Origin of the sequence: Halomarinibacterium sedimenti (assembly GCF_019312585.1) — a bacterium.
Lineage (GTDB): Bacteria > Bacteroidota > Bacteroidia > Flavobacteriales > Flavobacteriaceae > Halomarinibacterium > Halomarinibacterium sedimenti.
On sequence record NZ_JAHWDP010000002.1, the window covers coordinates 150235 to 171665 of the forward strand.

12 protein-coding genes are annotated in these 21431 nt (G+C 34.0%); 1 reads left to right on the plus strand and 11 read right to left on the minus strand.

The annotated features are described in order from the left end of the window. Positions 1–2: 2 nt before the first annotated feature. The 9 genes from KXJ69_RS05365 to KXJ69_RS13790 form a co-directional block, all read right to left on the minus strand. Positions 3–1238, minus strand: coding sequence for a TolC family protein (locus KXJ69_RS05365; RefSeq protein WP_219051946.1), 1236 nt, complete (start codon positions 1236–1238; stop codon positions 3–5). After that, positions 1235–4942, minus strand: a complete 3708-nt coding sequence (locus KXJ69_RS05370; protein WP_219051947.1) for an efflux RND transporter permease subunit — start codon at positions 4940–4942, stop codon at positions 1235–1237. The genes KXJ69_RS05365 and KXJ69_RS05370 overlap by 4 nt, the downstream gene beginning before the upstream one ends. 108 nt (positions 4943–5050) lie before the next feature. Beyond that, positions 5051–5464 (minus strand): HYC_CC_PP family protein, encoded by a 414-nt coding sequence (locus KXJ69_RS05375; protein WP_219051948.1) that lies wholly within the window; start codon positions 5462–5464, stop codon positions 5051–5053. 60 nt (positions 5465–5524) lie between these two features. Continuing rightward, complete coding sequence (locus tag KXJ69_RS05380) at positions 5525–7477, minus strand: heavy metal translocating P-type ATPase (protein ID WP_219051949.1); 1953 nt, start codon at positions 7475–7477, stop codon at positions 5525–5527. Between the two features lie 29 nt (positions 7478–7506). Next, positions 7507–8031 carry a methyltransferase family protein gene (locus tag KXJ69_RS05385; protein WP_255571217.1) on the minus strand — a complete coding sequence of 175 codons (525 nt, stop codon included), beginning with the start codon at positions 8029–8031 and terminating at the stop codon, positions 7507–7509. A gap of 120 nt (positions 8032–8151) precedes the next feature. Then, positions 8152–8568, minus strand: coding sequence for a Fur family transcriptional regulator (locus KXJ69_RS05390; RefSeq protein ID WP_219051951.1), 417 nt, complete (start codon positions 8566–8568; stop codon positions 8152–8154). Between the two features lie 3 nt (positions 8569–8571). Then, positions 8572–9777 carry an efflux RND transporter periplasmic adaptor subunit gene (locus tag KXJ69_RS05395; protein ID WP_219051952.1) on the minus strand — a complete coding sequence of 402 codons (1206 nt, stop codon included), beginning with the start codon at positions 9775–9777 and terminating at the stop codon, positions 8572–8574. A 4-nt stretch (positions 9778–9781) separates the two neighbouring features. Then, a complete protein-coding gene (locus tag KXJ69_RS05400; protein WP_219051953.1) occupies positions 9782–14116 on the minus strand; it encodes a CusA/CzcA family heavy metal efflux RND transporter in 4335 nt (1444 codons plus the stop codon). 116 nt (positions 14117–14232) lie between these two features. Further along, entirely contained in the window at positions 14233–14538 is a 306-nt protein-coding gene (locus KXJ69_RS13790; protein WP_373422834.1) for a DUF6660 family protein, read from the minus strand. A gap of 501 nt (positions 14539–15039) precedes the next feature. Here KXJ69_RS13790 and KXJ69_RS05405 point away from each other — a divergent pair. Further along, positions 15040–16323 carry a tyrosine-type recombinase/integrase gene (locus KXJ69_RS05405; RefSeq protein WP_219051954.1) on the plus strand — a complete coding sequence of 428 codons (1284 nt, stop codon included), beginning with the start codon at positions 15040–15042 and terminating at the stop codon, positions 16321–16323. 221 nt (positions 16324–16544) lie between these two features. Here the strand turns inward: KXJ69_RS05405 and KXJ69_RS05410 are convergent, their stop codons facing one another. Together KXJ69_RS05410 and KXJ69_RS05415 are read right to left on the minus strand one after the other, a co-directional pair. Further along, positions 16545–19550 (minus strand): restriction endonuclease, encoded by a 3006-nt coding sequence (locus tag KXJ69_RS05410; RefSeq protein ID WP_219051955.1) that lies wholly within the window; start codon positions 19548–19550, stop codon positions 16545–16547. Between the two features lie 3 nt (positions 19551–19553). Further along, positions 19554–21431 carry a site-specific DNA-methyltransferase gene (locus KXJ69_RS05415; protein WP_219051956.1) on the minus strand — a complete coding sequence of 626 codons (1878 nt, stop codon included), beginning with the start codon at positions 21429–21431 and terminating at the stop codon, positions 19554–19556.

A 21431-nucleotide genomic window follows, 5' to 3' on the forward strand; every position in this document is an offset into this window, starting at 1 on the left:
TGTTATTGAATTAAATAATTAATAATTGTGCTTTGCACATAATAGCCCTTAATAGACTCTATTTGGTTCATTTGAAACTTTAATTGTAGTTCTTGAATATCTAAAACATCAATAAAGTCAATCGTTCCTGTTTCGTAGCTTTTAATAAGAATACCTTCTGCATCTTTTGCTTGTTTTAGGTTCTTGGTTTGCGTAACATAGCTTATTCTTGCTGAGACACGTTCGTTAATTGCTTTACTCAAAAGCGTTTCCAAAGTGTTTAATCGCTCTTGTTTTTGGGTTGTTATTTCTTGCTGTTCCAACTCATTCTGTCTAGTTTGAGATTTATATTTTTTATTAAAAATTGGAATAGTTACCGAAACCATTGGCATAATAATATCTTTTCCATTGTCTGAAAAACTCATATCTGGTCTTTCTGAGACATTAATATAGTCTAATCCAAAACCAATCATTGGGCTACTCTCTTTTTGGTTTAATAATTCCGATTGTTCTATGGATTGAAATAGTTTATCATACTTTAACAGTTCGGGATGTAATGCTAAATTTTCAGTAGTGATATCAAAGTCTTCTGAAGGCATCATTAAACTATCTACAACCGTAACAGTAACATCATTTTCCCTGTTCAAAAGATTATTCAAATTAGTTTGTTCTGCTAAAAACTGTTGACTTAAAACATCTTTCAATTGTTGCATTTCGTTTTGGCGCATTTGTAATCGCAACACATCTACAGCAGATGCTTTTCCTACCTCAACAGAGGTTAGTGCCAAGGTTTCATAGGTTTCCAGTAGTTTAATGTTTTCTGTTAGCACCTTTTGTTTCGCTTTGTTGGCGTATAAATTATAATAGGATTGTGATACAGAAGCCATCAATTTTCGCTTTGCGATAACAATGTCCTCATATTTTGCATCAGCTAATGAAGTCACATAATTTTCTCGTGATGTAATTGTACCAAACCACGGTAACATTTGTTTAGCCGATACTTTAAATCGTTGCGCTCCTGTTCGTGTTTCTGGTTCGCTCACAAAGTAACCTACACCAAATTCTGTATTAGGAATAGCATTTACTTCGTTTACCTTTTCGGAAGCTCTTTGGTATTGTAACTCAAATTTTTGAATTTCTGGATTGTTATTTAATGCAACATCAATAAGCGTTTCTAACTCTTGACTTTGTGCAGAAAGCACGAAGCATAAAGCACAAAGAACAAAGACTGTTTTTATATTGATTTTTATGTATTTCATTTTGTTGCTCTTTTTAGTTGAACTTCGGATTTCCAGCTATATAATACTGGCACTACAAATAGGGTTATTAAGGCTATGAGCATTCCACCAAAACTTGGTATGGCCATTGGAATCATAATATCGCTTCCTCGTCCTGTAGAGGTTAATACTGGTAATAATGCTAAAATGGTTGTAGCTGTAGTCATTAAACAAGGTCTGATACGTTTTTCTCCTGCTTCCACTATGGATGCTCTAATTTCCTTTTTATTCTCTGGTGTGTTTCTATCAAAAGTTTGCGTTAAATACGTTGCCATAACCACACCATCATCAGTTGCAATTCCAAATAAGGCGATAAACCCAACCCAAACCGCTACACTTAAATTAATTGGGTGCATCTGGAATAAATCACGTAGGTTTTCTCCAAAGAAATTGAAATTCAAAAACCAATCTTGACCATACAACCAAATCATAATAAAACCACCCGCAAAGGCTACTGCAATACCAGTAAACACCATTAGCGAAGTTCCCACTGAACGGAATTGGAAATACAGTATTAAAAAGATGATTGCCAATGCTAAAGGAACAACAACAGATAAGGTTTTTTCTGCTCGTAACTGATTTTCATACGTTCCTGTGAATGCGTAGTTAATACCTTTTGGCACAGTTAGCTCACCAGAATTTATCTTTTCTTGAATAAGAGCTTGTGCATTTTCAACAACGCTTACTTCCGCAAAACCGTCTAATTTATCGAATAAGACATAACCTACTAAAAAGGTGTCTTCACTTTTAATGACTTGTGGCCCTTGTTCGTAACGAATGGTTGCGAGTTCACTTAACGGAACTGGGCTACCTTTTTCAACGGGTACATATATTTGCTCCAAATCTGTTGGATTAGCACGCAACTCCCTTGGGTATCGCACACGAACACCATATCGCTCTCGACCTTCTACCGTTTGGGTTAAAACCATACCTCCAACCGCCACTTTTAATACATTCTGTACTTCCTCTATAGTTATACCATATCGTGCAATTTTTTCTCTATCAATATCTATTAGTAAATACGGCTTACCTACAATTCGGTCTGCAAAAACAGCTTCTTTTTTAACCCCTTCCGCTTCCTTGATAATGTTTTCTAATTGTACTCCAAATGCTTCAATTTGCTTTAAATCTTGACCTTTTACCTTAATTCCCATAGGTGCTCGCATTCCTGTTTGAAGCATGACCAATCGGGTTTCAATAGGTTGTAGCTTTGGTGCAGAGGTTACGCCTGGTAATTTGGTGACTCTTACAATTTCATTCCAAATATCATCTGGTGACTGTATCTCTGGGCGCCAATTGCGATAGTATTCGCCATCTTCGTCTTCGACTAATTGAGACCTATTAACAGTACTAAAAGTGATATTTTCAGAATTATTAGGGTTAGAAACAAAACGACCATCTCTTAATTCAAACAAGCCATCCTCATTAACTTTGTAATGTTGTCGTTCGCCTTTTTCATTCAGCATATATTCTGGCTTATACTGAATCATATTCTCGTACATTGATAATGGTGCAGGATCTAAAGCAGATTCTGTTCTACCTGCTTTACCTACAACCGTTTCAATTTCTGGAATGCTGGCTACTGCCATATCCAATTGTTGTAAAACCCTTTTATTTTCTTCCACCCCTGAATGAGGCATTGACGTTGGCATCAATAAAAATGAGCCTTCATTTAAGGATGGCATAAACTCTTTGCCTGTATTCTTCATAATGAAAAAACCCGCAATGACGATTGCTGTAGGTATAGACAGAAATAGCAATTTATTGTCTAAACACCACCTTAAAATACGTGTGTAGTATTTAATAAATAATGAAAAAACACCTAATAAGCCAAAGCAAATCACACCTACAAATATGAGATTCCAAAAAATACTTTTATCAACACCTAAAGGTCTCCAATATTCTGCTAACAGAAATACAATTGCTGCCGCTGAAATAATGATGTTGACAAGATTCGCTTGTTTCTCAATTATCATGTTTTGAAGGTAAAGTAGGGCTGTAATTCCAAAAGCTATCAAAATCAATCCTAACCAATACCCATAGACTATAGCTACGATGCCTAAAGCTATTAAAGCACCATTTAAGACATATTTAAAATTGGTTTTAATAGATTTCTTTCTGAATAAATAAGCAGCAAACGGTGGAATTAAAAATAAGGCTACAATAATTGATGCAGTTAACGCAAAGGTTTTTGTAAAAGCTAATGGTCTAAACAGTTTTCCTTCTGCGCCTATCATAGTGAAAACAGGAATGAAACTAATTATTGTTGTCATTACTGCGGTTACGATTGCTCCAGATACTTCTGCTGTTGCGTTATAAACTACCGTATTAATGGATTGTGTTCCATTATCCTCATCTAAGTGCCTAATAATGTTTTCTGAAAGAATGACACCAACATCCACCATGGTACCAATAGCAATGGCAATACCAGATAAAGCGACAATGTTTGCATCTACTCCAAAGAACTTCATAGCGATAAATACCATTAAAACAGCAACGGGTAATAATCCAGAAATTAATATGGAAGCTCTAAGATTAAACACCATGATAATAATGACCAAAATGGTAATTAAAATCTCTAAAGTCAATGCTTCGTTAAGTGTGTCTAGTGTTTCTTGAATAAGTTCTGTTCTATCATAAAATGGCACTATGGTTACTTGTGATGTTCTTCCATCTGCTAATACTTTGGAAGGTAATCCTGCACTTAATTCGTTAATTTTCACTTTTACATTATTGATAACTTCCATTGGATTAGCACCGTAACGTGCTACAACAACAGCGCCTACAACCTCTGCACCTTCTTTGTCTAATATACCTCTTCGAGTTGCTGGTCCTAATGATACTTTTCCAATATCCTTAATTCGAATTGAAGTATAATCTTCAGAAGTAACTACTGCATTTTCGATATCTGAAATAGATTTCACATAACCTAAACCTCGAACTAAATATTCCGCTTGATTTATCTCTAATGTTTGAGCTCCAATATCTCTGTTACTTTCCTTAACCGCTTTTACAACTTGATGCAATCCAATATTATATTGACGCATCAATTCAGGATTAACATCGATTTGATATTCTTGAACGAAACCACCAATGGAAGCGACTTCGGATACACCACTTGCAGAGGATAAGGCATATTTCACATAGTAATCTTGAATACTACGCAATTCTTGCAAATCCCATCCTCCAGTGACGTTTCCGTTTTCATCACGACCCTCAAGGGTGTACCAGAATATTTGTCCTAATCCTGTGGCATCGGGTCCTAAAGCGGGATTAACACCATCAGGTAATAACCCACTTGGTAATGAGTTTAGTTTTTCGAGAATACGACTTCTACTCCAGTAAAACTCTATGTCTTCTTCAAAAATGATATAGATACTTGAAAACCCAAACATAGAAGAACTACGAATGGTTTTTACTCCAGGAATACCTAACAAGGATGTGGTTAATGGATAAGTAATTTGGTCTTCTATATCTTGTGGGGAACGACCATCCCATTTGGTAAAGACAATTTGTTGGTTTTCGCCTATATCTGGAATAGCATCTACTGCTACAGGATTACTAGGTAAAAAACCAGTATCCCAATTAAAAGGCGCATTTACTGTTCCCCATCCCACAAAAAGGACAAGCAACAGTACTGCCACAAGTTTATTTTCTATTAAGAATTTGATGCTTTTATTTAGCATGACATTTGATGATTAAACAATTAGACATTGGTGTTATGACAACACCGAATACAGCAAATTATCCGCATAACACAAAGTCATTGGATAATATAGTCTAACGCTTAAAAATCAAATTAAATAGGTCTCGTCAATCTTGTAGAGTTGCCTTATGACGAGGGGCGGTTTATATTCCTCAAAAGAGGAAACATTATTTTCTAATCCTTCAAAAAGATTGATAAATGTATAAACAAATGTGGCCAGGAAAACTTGTTGTTCAAATGAAACTTTGTCAACTTTTAATTGTAATTCATTTTGACCATCAATTACAATCAATTTATCACTGCAACAATTTTTCTTGGTAATAGAACATCCTTCAGTAGATGGCTTTTCCATTTCCATTCCACAAGTTTTTGCTTTCTGAAAAATGCTCGTATCTACTAAAGTATTTCCACAATAATGCATATCAACAGTAAAAGACATTGTAGATAACAATACTACAGTGGCCATTGCAAAAGACATTATTTTGTGAAATATTTTTTTCATTCTATTCCAAAGTTACAAAATTTTAACAAAGGGTATTATTGTTTAACAGAAGTTTAATTCTTAACTCCATTTCATTTTTTGTAATCTAACAGCATTTAATATGGCTAATAAGGCGACCCCTACATCGGCAAAAACTGCTTCCCACATGGTTGCTAAACCACCTGCTCCTAAAATAAGAACTATAACTTTGATGCCAAAAGCAAATAAAATGTTCTGCCATACAATCTTACGAGTGGAACGACTAATTTTAATTGCCCTCACTACTTTTGAAGGTTGATCTGTTTGAATAATTACATCTGCGGTTTCAATTGCAACATCGCTTCCCAAACCACCCATTGCAATTCCTACATCACTTGCTGCTAAAACTGGCGCATCATTAATTCCATCACCAATAAACGCAATTTTATTTTCTGGGTTTTGTCTTAAAAGTTCAACTTCATTTAGTTTATCTTCTGGTAATAAACCACCCTTAGCTATTTCGATTTTTAATTCGGAAGCTACTTTTTGAGTAATGGAATCCTTGTCACCAGAGAGCATCATTATATTTTTGACACCTACTTTGTTTAACGCAATAATCGTTTCTTTTGCATCTTCTTTTAATTCATCAGCAATGACAACATAACCTGTAAATACATTGTCTATAGAAACTAATACTATAGATTCTACGATAGTTTCCGTTTCCTCTAAAACATTAATATTATTGGCTGTCATTAGGGCTTTATTACCAACTAAAACAGTCTTACCATTCACGATACCTTTTAAACCTTTTCCTGCTATTTCTGTAACTTCGGAAGCCTGAAAATATTTGCCTTCTGCTTTATATTCCAAAATGGCTTTAGCGATTGGATGTGTTGATTGTTCTTCCATAGCCATCAGGTACTTCATAAACTCCTTTTCATCCCAACCAATAGCTTTGATTTCTTTTATTTTGAAAACACCTTTAGTAACCGTTCCTGTCTTATCCATTACCAATGTATTTACCTTGGTCATTGCATCTAAAAATGAAGCACCTTTAAATAATATTCCATTTTTTGAAGCTGCACCCAATCCACCAAAATAACCCAAGGGAATAGAAATAACCAAAGCACAAGGACAAGAAATCACAAGAAAAATTAAAGCTCTGTATAACCAGTCTCTAAAAGCATAATCATCTACAAAAAAGTATGGCAGGAACGTAACACCTATTGCTAAAAACACAACTATTGGTGTGTAAATACGAGCAAACTGTCTGATGAATAATTCTGTTTTAGATTTTCGAGCTGTGGCATTTTGTACCATATCCAAAATTCTTGCTATGGAACTATCTTTAAATTCTTTGGTGGTTTCTATTTCAATTACACCGTCCAAATTAATGCTGCCCGCAAAAACTTTTTCACCTTTTGCAAGCGTATCAGGTTTACTTTCGCCTGTTAATGCAGCTGTATTAAATGAACCTTTGTCGGAAAGTAGAATACCATCTAAAGGTATTTTTTCTCCAACACGTACTTGCACTTTTTCGCCAATTTCAACCGTTTCTGGACTTACAGACACATAATCATTGTTGCGATATACCAGAGCTTCATTTGGTCTTACATCAAGTAAGGCTTTTATATTTCCTTTTGCTCTGTTAACTGCTGCATTTTGGAATAATTCCCCAACTGCATAAAACAACATTACTGCAACACCTTCAGGATATTCGCCAATAATAAACGCACCAATAGTAGCAATAGACATTAAAAAGAACTCTGTAAATACATCGCCTTTTTTAATACTTTCCCAACCTTCTTTTACTACAGGAAGCCCAACTGGCAAATAAGCAATACCATACCATATAATGAAAATCCAATCCTTGAAAAAAGTAACATCAAAATAGTCTAACCCAATACCTATAATTAGCATTGTAAAACTTATAATCGCTGGAATATAGGCTTTAACATTACTTGAGTTGCCACTATGATTGTGGCCATCATCTTGGTTATGTTCTGTTCCCGAATTTGGCTTTAAATCTCTTAAACTAACTTTCTTTTTTTTCATTTTTTTCCTATTCTACAAACACAAAATATTTATATCCAACGTCTCACTTTCCTTGTATACTCTAAATACTCATCTTCAAATTCGCTTTTTAAAAATTCTTCTTCTAATCTTATTTGGGTGTTAATACTTATTGTGGATAATGAGATTATCAATAAAGTAAAAGCGTTTGGAATTACTAAAAACAACCCGATATTTGCAATCATAATTCCAAGAAAAATTGGGTTTCTGGAAATGGAAAACAATCCTTTGGTTACTAACTTTGTCTTGTTTTTCTCATCTATCCCAATTCTCCATGAATTGGCCATTTGTGATTGAGCAATCCAAACCACCATTAGAGAAAGTATTAATAATCCCCATCCTATTTTAGGTAAAGTATCATTTTCTAAATACCAAAAAGGAAGTAAATATTCGTACCATTCACTTTTAAAAGAATAAATACCAACAACCAATAGCTCCAAAAAAGATATTGCGGTAAATACTTTACCATTATAACCATGAGCATCATCGGTTTTATTAAATGTCAAAGGATTTACTCCTGTCTTTACCTTTAACAAAACTGATCGTATTACAAATACTAATAAAAAATATATCAGTAGATATATAAATAATATCATTGCTTTTTATTTACAAATTGAAAACAAAAATGGTTAAAAAACAGATGCAATGGAAGTGCATTATTGGCCACTACACTTGTCGCAAATCCCTTTTACTACCAAGTTTACGTTTTCTGAAACGAAGCCGTCAGGCACTTTAATTTGGGGAATCTTATGATCTGTTAAGCAAATAGTTTCATTACAGTTATTGCAATGAAAATGCAAATGCAAGTCGGTTTCAATCTCACAATTACATCCCTTTTCGCAAAGAGCATATTTTGTAATTCCTGTGCCATCATCTATTTGATGAACAATATCCTTTTCTTCAAAAGTTTTAATAGTTCTATACAGGGTGGTTCTATCTGATTTCTCAAAAGCATCTTCAATATCACTTAATGTTACCGCAACTTCTTTTTCTGCAAGAAATTTATAAATAAGTAGTCGCATTGCCGTAACACGAATATCTTTTGACTCTAATAATTGTTCAATTGTTTGCATAATCTAATGTTCATGTTCTGCATCCCCTTTTTTCATTTCAGCAATAAGGTAGTATGCATTGTTATATGCAAATTTTGTATTTGATTCCATTTCTTTTAAAAGTTGTACCTCAATCCAATTTCCATCCTTTGCTCCTATTATAATTTCTACAGGCTTAAAGCTCCAATCATCGTTTTCTTTTTCTACAAAAAACACATAATACTTATCTCCATCTTTAATAATTGCACTTTCTGGTAATGCCCTTGTTTTGGAGTTTTCTACCTGAATTTTTCCTTGAATATACATTCCAGGGATAAGGTTTCCCGATTTGTTTTCGATTTCAGCGTGAACATGTACCGCTTTAGGGTTATCTTCAAATGTTTTACTTACCGAATATATTTCAGCCGTTAGTTCTGCATCAGGAATGGACTGTACAGTAAATGTTACTTTTTGCCCCTTCATTACTTTATGTACATCTTTTTCAAATACCATCAAATCTGCATGTACGTGATGGGTATTAACAATTTCAAATAATTCGGTTTGCGGTTCAACATATTGCCCTGTTTTCACTTCTACTTTTTGCACAAACCCTTCTATTGGGCTTCGCAAAGGAACTCGTTGTACAATATTTCCATTTCGGACAGATGCTGTATTTACATTCAATATTCTTAATTGGGCTTCTAAACCATTAACCATGGCTTTAGAAGCATCATATTCCGCATCGGCCTTTTGAAAATTAGCACCAGAACCTACTCCTGCCTCATATAGTTTTTGTTGACGTTCATAGTTCTTTTTTAAAAAATTACTGTCGCTATACGCATTCAAATAATTGGTTTGCAATTCTATAATATTTGGATGAGAAAGGTATGCAACCACTTGACCTTTATTGACTTTATCCCCTTCGATTACTTCAATAGAAACCACATTTGCGCCAATAACAGTTGTAATTGCTGCTTCATTTTGTGGAGGCACCTCTAACGTTCCATTTGCCTCAACATAACCCCTCATATTGCGTAATGCTAAGGTATCGATTTTCATTTGTAAAGCATCAAACTGCCGCTGTGAAAGCATTACTTCTTCACTTTTGTTCCATTCATCGCTTTCTTCATTTTTTTGATCTCCGTTATGGGAATGACCATCACCTTCTTTATGGCTTTCTTTATTTCCGCAAGCAACAACTAAAAATGAAACTGTTAGTATTGCTAAAATTATATATCGTGTGTTTTTCATTGTCTTATTGATTAAAATATTGTAGTTGAAATGCGCTTTCTAAATAGTTTACTAAAGCTGTTTGTGCTTCCAATTCCGAGTGAATTGCTTCTTTTATAAGTTGTGTAAATGCTGTGTAATCTATCTCACCTTCTCTATAAGCAAACAAAGCACCTGTTTTTTGTTCTTTAATAAGTGGTAACACTTCATTCTTATAGAATAGCCAAGATGTTTTCCATTTTTGGTAATTTTCTTTAGCTTGATTAAATTTAGATTGCACTTCCTTTTGCTTAAACTGCATATTTGATTCGGCAATTTGTCTATCAATTTTGGCCGTTCTAACTTGTGCTTTTGTTGTACCAGATAAAAACGGCATGGAAATACCAGCTTGATAGGTATAAAACCCTGATTTTCCATTTACATTTTGGAAACCACCTTGAAAATTAAACTTTGGTAAATTTTCAGCTTTTGCAGCTTTAAAGTTTGCTTCTGCCTCTGCGAGTTGAAGTTGAGAAACATTATATATAGGGTGTGCTTCTAAAATAAAGGATTCTACATTTATTTTGTTCTCTATAACAATTTCATCTGTAACCGTATAAAAATCATCCGAAATCAACCACAAGTTTAATTGTTGTAAAGCAATAACATATTCACTTTTTGATTGCATAAATTTATTCTGAATCTGTAATGCTTGATTTTTGGCTGCTGAATATTCTAATTTAGAAATGGCTTCTACTTCATAATTTAATGCTACTGCTTTTTCAAAATTGGTGTATATAGAATCTAATTCTTTGTATAAATTATATTTCCTTTTATGCTGTAAGGCATTTGCCCATGCTTTCTTTACTTCTAATTCTAAATCTAATTCTGAAAGCTGAAGTGCCTTTTGGGCTAACTGAATACGTTGCTCCTGTAATTTTTTCTTAGGTGCTATACCAAATACATCAATATTTGATTGACCAACACCAATAGTGGTGTAAATACCTGTACCATCCTTAACTTCCTCACCTCCTGTAAAAATTTGGGTAGTACCAAAATCGAAAGCAGTTCCTTTTAATTGTTGTTGCTTATCAATTTCAAGCTGTCGTTGTTTTAAACTTGGATAGTTTTCTTTAGCCAATTTTACAGCTTCTTGCATTGAAATATTAGGTAACGAATCATTTATTTGTTGCGCGTTTCCTGTAATTGGCAAAAAAAACATAAAAGCTACCATAGCTGTAACTGCAATTACTTTTTTGTCTGCTCTAAAATTGAATGATTTGTTTTCTACCCAATGATATAATATAGGTAAAACGAATAATGTTAATAATGTAGACGTTAATAAACCACCAATAACAACGGTTGCTAGAGGTCGCTGAACTTCCGCACCAGCTGATGCTGAAATTGCCATAGGCAAGAAACCCAAAACATCTGTGAAAGCGGTTAACATAATAGGTCTAATTCTTCGTTTTGTTCCTTCTATAATTCTATCTTTTAGATTGGTAACACCTTCATCTTTTAATTCATTCAGACCACTAATCATAACTAATCCGTTTAATACTGCAACACCAAATAAAACAATAAAACCAACACCAGCCGAAATACTAAAAGGCATATCACGCATCCATAAAGCAACAACGCCACCAATGGTTGCCATAGGGATTGCTATGTAAATCACCAAGGTTTGTGGTAAGGATTTTAACGCAAAATATATGAGGACAAAAATGAGCAATAACGCTATCGGCACTACAGTTTGCAAGCGGCTACTTGCACGCTCTAAATTTTCAAAAGCTCCACCATAACGAATAAAATAGCCAGATGGCAACTCTAATTGCGTATCTAATTTTGTTTTTATTTCAGTTACCAACGATTTTACATCACGACCTCTCACATTTATCCCAACATAGGTTCTTCTGTTTGTATTGTCCCTACTAATTTGCATTGGGCCAGATTTATAGCTTACTTCTGCAATTTCACGTAAAGGAATCTGTGCACCAGAAGGTAAGTTGATAAACAAATTTTGAACATCTGTTATGTCTTTACGATTATGAGAATTTAATCGCACCACTAGATCAAAACGTTTTTCACCTTCAAAAATCACACCTGCCTTACCACCAGCGAATGCTGATTGTACGGTTTGATTTAATGTATTAATTTGAAGTCCGTATTGTGCCAATTTATTTCTGTTATACGAAATGGTCATTTGCGGTAACCCTGTTGTGGCTTCCGCTTTCATATCGCCAATACCATCTGTACCAGCAATAATTTTAGATATTTCTTCTGCTTTTTGAGATAGCACCTCTATATCTTCACCATAAAGTTTTATAGCAATGTCTTCTCTAACCCCTTCGAGCAATTCATTAAATCGCATTTCAATAGGTTGGGTAAATTCGTAGTTAACACCAGGAATTATTTCAACTGCTTCTTTCATTTTTTCTATCAATTCATCTTTTGTCACAGCTGTTACCCATTCGCTCTTAGGTTTTAGGATAACAAAAATGTCGGCTAAATCCATTGGCATTGGGTCAGTTGGTATTTCTGCTACACCAATACGACTAACTATTTTTTCGACTTCTGGAAATTTAGCTTTTAAAATTTGTTCAATTTTAGTAGTTGTTTCAATAGTTTCGGAGAGTGAACTTCCTGGCTTTAATATGGCATGAAATGCAATATCACCTTCATCCAGTTGTGGAATAAATTCACCCCCCATTCTTGTAAACATAAAAACTGCAATACCAAATAATACAACAGAAAACCCTATTATTAGTTTGCCTTTCGTCAAAGCTCTTTCTAATAGAGGTTGGTATTTACGTTCTACCCAATGCACAAATTTATCGCCATATGATTGTTTGTCATTTTTTGGTGCTCTTAACACTAATGCAGACATCATTGGAACATAGGTTAAACATAAAACCATAGCCCCAATCATTGCGAAAATAAAGGTCAATGCCATTGGTTTAAACATTTTTCCTTCAATTCCTTGCAAAGCCAAAATTGGAAGAAATACTATGAGGATAATTAACTGACCGAAAAAGGCAGCATTCATCATTTTTTTTGAAGCATTAGAAGCTACTTTATCACGCTCTTTGGCCGTAAGGTTCTTCTTTTTTAGAACTTGGGTTGCAATAAGGAATACTGTACTCTCAACAATAATTACCGCACCATCTACTATGATTCCGAAATCAATCGCACCTAAACTCATTAAATTTGCCCAAACATCAAAAGCATTCATTAATATAAAGGCAAACAACAAGGAAAGAGGAATTGTAGAAGCTACTATTAAACCACCTCGCCAATTTCCTAATAAAAAAATTAAGATGAAAATTACTATTAATGCACCTTCCGTTAAATTAGTTGCTACTGTAGATGTTGTTTCGCTAATTAATTTACTTCGATCTAATAAGGGTTCAATAATAATACCCTCAGGTAAAGACTTTTCAATTTGAGACATTCGCTCTTTTACGTTTGCAATAACATCATTAGAATTTGCACCTTTAAGCATCATTACCAAACCACCAACAACTTCGCCTTCACCATCCTGTGTTAATGCCCCATAGCGTATGGCAGCCCCAAATTGTACAGTAGCAATATCTCCAATAGTTATGGGAATATTATTTATATTTTTAACGGTAATTTTTTTTATGTCTTCTAAATTGCGAACCAAGCCTTCACCACGGATAAAATTAGCCTGATGGTTTTTTTCGATGTACGCGCCACCTGTATTTTGGTTATTTGCCTCCAGTGCATTAAATACATCTGTAATCGTCAAACCTATTGCGTTTAAATCGTTAGGGTCTACTGCTACTTCGTATTGTTTAATTTTGCCCCCTATAGCATTTACTTCAACCACACCTTCCACCATGGCCATTTGACGCTGCACAATCCAATCTTGCATGGTTCGCAGGTCTGTAATTGTATATCTGTCTTTATACTCTGGAGCTACTTTTAATGTGTATTGATAAATTTCTCCTAATCCTGTCGAAATTGGTCCCATTGTGGGTTCGCCAAAACCCGAGGGGATTTGATCTTTTACCTCGTTTAGTTTTTCCCCCACCAATTGTCTAGGAAGGTAGGTTCCCATATCATCATCAAATACAATAGTGACTACAGATAACCCAAAACGGGATATTGACCTAATTTCATGGACCTTGGGAAGGTTACTCATTGCAACCTCGATAGGATAAGTTACAATTTGTTCAATGTCTTCTGTGCCTAAATTTGGTGCTTGGGTAATGACTTGCACTTGATTGTTGGTAATATCTGGAACAGCATCGATTGGCACTTTGGTCATACTCCAAATACCCGCTCCAATAATGGTAAGTGTTAGTAAACCAATTATAAATTTATTATTGATTGAAAAATCAATGATTTTATTAATCATAGAAAATGTATTAATTCAGTTAAAACCTCGCATTGCAAATAGATGCAATGCGCTTGTGATGCGATGCTCTTTTAAAAAACATCACGTTGGGATATAGCTATCCATTAAAAACTAAATTATACTTGTGGGGGCTGGAAAAGGGATGAGCTGAAGTTACTTTCCATACCTTCAAAATAATGAAACACCTTAGTTGAAATCAAAGAGCTTGATAAATTATATTCAACTACCTTAAAGTGGGTTACGTGAATGTGGCAACAATGGCATTGGCAGAATGGAGAACATAAATCAAAATCCAAATGACCATCATTTGTGTTTTGTGAAATTTCTGTTTTTAGTTCATCACTAACTACACTCAAATCTTCACATGGTGAGAAATTAAGAGCTAGGAAATAAATTGATAAGATGAATGATAAAAATTTCATATAAACAAATATAGAAATTATTTATTGCAATGGTTGTGCAAAGTGCATATACAATAAAGTTATATTGACTCTTTTACGCAAATTTTGTGCATATGAAGAAATTATTACTCACAACAACCACCATTCCCAATAGCTAAATATTACCCTCACACCCAAAAACATTAACCTTTTATGTAGAAATGGATTTTTAGAGTAGAACCCTCAAATGGTTCTATAACATTCAACAAACCCCATCGTTAATGTTTACTTGCACAACAACATTTTATCTTCTATTTTTATACTTTATAAGTTTAATCTGAAAATCTAAAACTGCATACGTTTTGCATACGATTTTGAATACGTTTTCAAATTTAAGTGTTTGTAAAATCCTGACAATCAATATTTTTAAAATATAATCTAGGATTCATAACCCGGAGGTCTCGAGTTCAAGTCTCGATCTCGCTACAGTAGGAAACCCCTGTAATACAGGGGTTTTTTGTATATTTATCAAAACGGTTTGCTATGAAATTTAGACTAACCGTACCTAAAACAGTACCTAAAACTGTTGAGAAAATATACATAATTCGTATGGAAGAACCGCAATACTCCAAGGTAAAGCTATTTATTCCTAGGGATAAAAATGGGAGAATAACTGTTGAACGCCCTTGGCATATCTATTTTTATTTTCGTAATCCAATTACAGGAAAATTTGATAGTAGAAGTAAGTTTATTAGGAAACACGGAATAAATAAGTACTACAAAACCGTAAAGCAACGAAAACTTTATGGTCAAAAACTAGTACAAGCATATACCGAGCTACTAAATGATGGATATGATCCTTATGAAAATACTATTCCTCAAGAGGAAAATATCAATTTCACAAATGAAATTGTTTCTATTGAATTTGCGTTAAAGAAAGCATTAGAAAACAAAAAAGCTGTTTGGGCCAAAAGCACTATTCAAAGCTGTGTGTATCGAGTTGATGAATTTATTGCTTTTGCAAAACGCCATCATTTTTCAGATCTCCCTAGTGATCAATTAATGAGAAAACACGTGGTTGAGTTTTTAAGAACTATAAAAGATAGTGGGCAATCCATGACAAGTGTCAACAACTATCGCAACACTCTAGGTTCCATTCTTTCAGAAATGGTTCAATTAGAATATTTACCGTATAACTTCATTCGAGATATTAAAAAAGAAAGAAGTAATCCCGTTCGCAACCACCCATTTACGAATCGGCAAGTTGCGGACATTAAAAAATATCTTGAAGCAAACGACCCTTACCTGTTGACCTATATTAGGGTCATTTCATATTCCTTCCTACGAAACTCCGAGGTGTTGCGTCTCACTGTTGGGGACGTTGATCTTAAAAATAGATTGATTACAGTAAAAACAAAAGCCCGATCCCTTGAAAAGGTGTTTATCATAGATCAATTAATGGATATTTTTAAAGAGATGCAATTAGAGCAACACCCCAAATCGCATTTTGTCTTTTCTCGCAACGACGGACCTGGCGAATGGGAGGCAGAATTAAAAACGAAAAAGAAAGTATTTAGTGATCGTTTTAGACCTGTTAAGAAGAAATTTAATTTTGGCAGGGAATTTACGCTTTATAGCTTCCGTCATACGTTTGCAATAAACCTATACAATCAATTTATCTCGCAAGGATTAAGTGAAACAGAAGCATTAATAAAAATGTTACCCATCACAAGACATCGATCTATTGATATGGCTAGTAACTATGTAAGGGAAAAGCAACGAATGCTGCCAAGAGATTACAGCAAGGACATATCCATTGATTTTTAAGGGTTTAGACGTTAATCTTATGCTTCGCAACGACCGCAACGACCTACGGGCTGTTGCCGTCGTTGCAGTAAATTATTTAATGAAAAATTTATTTAATTATGTAGTAATTGAAATTTGCTTAGAAGTTTATCACCTATTTTATAATCCAACTTCCCAATTGTATTTAATATATCCACAAATCATAATTATCGATAATTTTGATGTTGATTATTCAGGTAAAATTACCACCAAATAACTTCATCTCCCTTAATTTGTTTATAATCAACTTTAGTTAATTTAAAATGTTTTGTAGCACAATCAATCTTCCTTTTTTCATTAGGAAACTGTAATAGGTTTGGATTAACATTCCCCTTAGTTTCTCTAACAAGTTCTAATTTGAACTTATTATTGTCATCCCATCGAATAATACCCCAATCTGGATTATAATTCCCAATAATTTTGGGGATTGAAATTTTAAATTGACTTGGAAACTTAAAAAAACATACAACATTATCATCCTCATTTAACTTATACTCTACAAAGCGTCGTTCGATATCAGAATCTATTTGTACTTGATTATAAAGGGACCAATTTGAACCATCAATCAATTCTTTCTGAGGAAATTTACGAGCTTCTGGAAACATATCTTCTGAATCATAATCCATTAGCTCTTTAGTTAACGAGTACTCAACATTAGCCGCAATATGGTCTGCTAGCGTTCCTTTAATTATGTCAATAAATACAGAAGTAAAACCTTCAGGATTTTTAAAAATCTTTTCCTTCACTTCATAATTAAGACCTTTAAACATTGTAAATAACGTTGCTCTTTTCAAGTGAGTTGCCTCCTCGGCTCGTTCTATAAAATTGAAAATTGGGTAAATTGTTTGTGCTTGATGTCTATGTTGAGGATCTCCTTTTTGCCCTTTTTCACTTGAAAATGTTATTGCCTCTCCAGATCTTAAAATCCCTTTGTCTGAAAAAACAATTTCCGAACGGTCCTCATCTGCTTTAGCATCTACAATTTTGAAGCCTTTTAAGCGCTCATCTTTAGCAATTTTTGCCAAATCATCACCAACCTTAAAATTACGTTTTATCTTTTCTTCATTTCCATCTGAATCAGATTTTAGTATTTCAAGTTTAATGATATCCTCAACCACTTTTTTAAGAGTTATTTTAAAATCTGTCATCACAAAACGTCCTTTGACTACAACAATGTTCGGTTCTGGATATTTGGCTATATTTAGTTTATTAATACATAAAGAAACCAATTGGTCCTCATCAATCATTATTTTATAATCAGTTTTCTGACACAATTTTTTCCAAAAGGAGTTGAAAGCTTCAGAGTTGAAAAGTGTATTATTTCGTTTAGCTTCTGTTTTACGAGCATTACTTGGGGTTGGTGGCGCAGCATCTCCGGTTTCTCTATAATTATTTTGTAATTGTTCACAATAGGATTCATAGCTTTCATTGGCTATTACTGTTAAAACATTTACACCTTCATCTGTCACTCTTCTACCCTCTTGATTAACTGAAAGTCTCAATCCCCTCCCAATCTCCTGACGTTTACGGTTTTCTGACGTTGCAGTGTTTAATGTGCATATCTGAAATACATTTGGATTATCCCAACCCTCCTTCAATGCTGAATGCGCAAAGATAAAACTCGTTTTTTCATCAAAACTTAGGAGCTTTTCCTTGTCTTTCATAATAAGATTGTATGCTTCTCTTTCTAATTCCTTTTCGGCCTTTGTTTTTTTATCTACAGAAGTATCAATATAAACATCTGCCTTATTTTTGGTTTTCTTTTTAGCAAAATATCCTTCACGTACTTGCTCAGCGGACCACCCACTGTAAAAAGGATATTGATTTTTCAGCCTTTCATAGGCTTCATCAAATAGTTTTTTTATTATACCCTCAGTCTCCACATAGTTAGCAACTTTATCAATAAAAAAAAGTGATAATACTTTTACTCCTTTATTAATGAGTTGTTTTTGTTTTTTCATGTGAGACTTAATAGTCTCCTCTATTTGGACTCTAAATATTTCCTCTTTCGATAGGGTAACATCCCCACCTTCTGCAACCTTATATTCTTTACCATTTGTAAATATTACCACCCCTAAAGATTTATTAATCTCTTCAATAACCAATCCTTTGAAGTTTTCATTTTTGGTTTTTTCAAAAAGATCGTCTCCTTTTCGAAGCTTAATTGACTCCGTTTTTACCTCTCCATTTTTAATAACATTTAATTTTGCCTCAAGTGCTAAACCATACCCAGCCCTTTCCTCCATTAGAACCATAGAAAGTTGATTGTCATTAAAGTTATTTTGTTCTGTAACGCCAAGTACCTCAATCTTCTTAACTAAATCCATTTTGAAAGCATCCACTGGTGATAAATGATAAAAACGGTTCATTAACTCCCTATTTTCTTCAGAGGTATTTCCTTTTTCAGTAGGGGTCGCAGAGTACTTTATTGCAAAAAATGGGTGTAATGTTCTTAACGCTTCTTTTGATTTTGCAGAGGTATAATTTTGAGACTCGTCTAATAAAAGAATTGGTCTCGTTTCTTGAATATATTGATAAGGCAATTTTTCACCCTGTAATTTTTCAGTGGGTTTAAAAATTACATTGGACTCCTTATTAAATGAATCGATTGTCATTACCATCACTTCAACAGCCGAGGAATTTGCAAAACTTCTTAGTTTACTAATATGTTGTCCAGAGTATTGTGTAAGATGAATAGTTTCATTATTGTAAAGTGATGCAAAATGATCTTTTGTAATTTTAAATGTTTTCACTACCCCTTCATAAATTGCAACACTTGGAACAATGATGATATACTTTCCCCAACCATATTTTTTACGCAATTCATGAATGGTCCGTAAATAGACATAGGTTTTCCCAGTTCCTGTTTCCATTTCACAGGTATAGTAAGGATAACGCCAAGAATCTATACCGGTAATCTCAAAACCATCATCGAAATTGAGAAACATATCTTCTACCAGTCCATTATCTTTTTGCACTTCCAAGAGGTTATCATATAACCAGGTTTCATCCAACATTTCATATTTCCCAATGTTGGCAATAATATCTGTATCGTACATTTCAGTAGCCTTACTACCAAGACCTATACTACTTGCCTTAAGCTCTTCAAGGTTTCTTTTAATATATCCTTGAAAAAGTTTCACTGTACTTTCTATAGCACGGACCTGATGTTCTTGGTCACTCTCAAAGTGTATTTTAAGTTTACTCATCCATTAAATGGTTTTAATTAAACCTTTATCACTTAATCGTAACTTATCTTGGTTGCTAATGGCTGTATCTAAACAGATGAAAATGGTATTACTATCTAACTTTAAATCTGAAATGAGATTCTCTTCTATTTTGTTGTCTAAACAAATGAGCAGTTTGGTTTCTAAATGGTCATGACTTATTTGATTGACCTCATTTTTACCAAAGTTCGTAGTCTCCAGTTTACTATCTAAAGGAAAACCTTCTAGTAGCTGTATTTCTGTAAGCAATTTATTTTTGGACCAATCTGGTTTTAGTGGGCTGTTGGCAAACTCATCTAATGCTAATTCTACCTGATTAACATCTGTTGAATTAACATCTTGCCATTTTTTGTAGCTTGAAATTGTTAATCTTTTAATTCTAAATCCATCTTTTATTTTTTCAGATGATATTGTCCTTTTTATTCTTTCAACTGTAATGTCAGAAATATTCCTAAATCCATCTTTATAAGCTTGATCTTTTGGGTCAAGCTCTTCCGGTAATTGAATACAAATAAACTTTCGATTTTCTATAGAATTTTCCATTTGATTTAATTCCAAAACTGACAACGCAGTAGTGCCTGAACCTGCAAAAAAATCTAAAATAATTTCATCCCTATTATTGTCTGTAGCAATTAAAATTAATCTTTTAATTAAATCTAATGGTTTAGTATAATTAAAATAGTTACGATTGAATAGCTTTAAAAAGTCAAGAGTTGCAGATTGAGTACTGCCAACGTCACTATGGTCTAAAAATGATCTATTTACTACTTTCTTTGCGTCAGAAAGAAACTGCTTTTTCCTTGGTGAATTACTATTACCATCTGCTCCCCAATACAAGATATCTTCTTTTAAATGCTTTTCATGTGTTTCCTTTGAATAAGCCCATACGGCAGTTTCTCTAGGCCATACTTCTTCTTGTGTGTATGGATTAATTATGGGATAGTATAAATTAGGGCGTTCACTTTTACTCTTATTACAGGTATACGCTGCCGAATTCCAAGGACCGCGTGGATCATTATCAGGATTTTTGTAGTAACTATTTTGCTTTTCTGTTCTTGCCATTCTATTAGGGTACCAGATAGTCTTATCTTTAGAATAAACAAGAATATACTCGTGGTCACTACTAAACCATTGTGAGTCATTTGCGGGTGAAACTCTTTTTTTCCAAACAAGTTCCCCCGTAAAATTTTCTTCCCCAAAAATTTCATTCATAATGGCACGTAAATTATGCACTTCATTGTCATCAATACTTACAAAAATGACACCATCATCTTTTAATAAATTTCTCGCTAAACGCAAGCGAGGATACATCATACTCAACCACTTGCTATGAAAACGACCATCACTACGTTTGTTGGTGGTGAGTGGTTTGCCTTCTTCATCTATTTGTCCTGTTCTACGTAAGTATTCTTGTAGGGGTTCGGTAAAGTCATCGTCGTACACAAAATCATTACCTGTATTGTATGGTGGGTCGATATAAATCATCTTGATACGGTTGGCATAACTCTTTTGTAAGATTTTAAGGACCTCAAGATTTTCTCCTTCAATAAAGATATTTTTTGAATCGTTCTTACCATCCGTATCTGGTGTACCATCGGGTTTTAAGCCTTCCCCAAATACTGGCTCTAAGGTCCCCTCGCTTGGTATGGCTGCCAATTTACGAGCCTGTTTTTTTCCAGGCCAAAAGAGCCCGAAATGTTCAAGAGTATCATCATCTTCATCTTGTGCCCAATCGCCTAAATTCTGGCGTAGGGTATCGAAATTGATTTTTCCATCTTCAAAACACTCTGGTACAATTTGTTTTAGCTGGTTTATTTTATTATCATCGAATGTAAACTCTGGTCGTAGTTTTTCGTGTGCCAT

Bases quoted from the DNA above. Each gene is read 5' to 3' on its own strand.
- KXJ69_RS05405 (WP_219051954.1), top strand. From the start codon at position 15,040: ATGAAATTTAGACTAACCGTACCTAAAACAGTACCTAAAACTGTTGAG.
- KXJ69_RS05415 (WP_219051956.1), bottom strand. From the start codon at position 21,431: ATGGCACACGAAAAACTACGACCAGAGTTTACATTCGATGATAATAAA.
- KXJ69_RS05410 (WP_219051955.1), bottom strand. From the start codon at position 19,550: ATGAGTAAACTTAAAATACACTTTGAGAGTGACCAAGAACATCAGGTC.
- KXJ69_RS05400 (WP_219051953.1), bottom strand. From the start codon at position 14,116: ATGATTAATAAAATCATTGATTTTTCAATCAATAATAAATTTATAATT.
- KXJ69_RS05370 (WP_219051947.1), bottom strand. From the start codon at position 4,942: ATGCTAAATAAAAGCATCAAATTCTTAATAGAAAATAAACTTGTGGCA.
- KXJ69_RS05365 (WP_219051946.1), bottom strand. From the start codon at position 1,238: ATGAAATACATAAAAATCAATATAAAAACAGTCTTTGTTCTTTGTGCT.
- KXJ69_RS05390 (WP_219051951.1), bottom strand. From the start codon at position 8,568: ATGCAAACAATTGAACAATTATTAGAGTCAAAAGATATTCGTGTTACG.
- KXJ69_RS13790 (WP_373422834.1), bottom strand. From the start codon at position 14,538: ATGAAATTTTTATCATTCATCTTATCAATTTATTTCCTAGCTCTTAAT.
- KXJ69_RS05375 (WP_219051948.1), bottom strand. From the start codon at position 5,464: ATGAAAAAAATATTTCACAAAATAATGTCTTTTGCAATGGCCACTGTA.
- KXJ69_RS05380 (WP_219051949.1), bottom strand. From the start codon at position 7,477: ATGAAAAAAAAGAAAGTTAGTTTAAGAGATTTAAAGCCAAATTCGGGA.
- KXJ69_RS05395 (WP_219051952.1), bottom strand. From the start codon at position 9,777: ATGAAAAACACACGATATATAATTTTAGCAATACTAACAGTTTCATTT.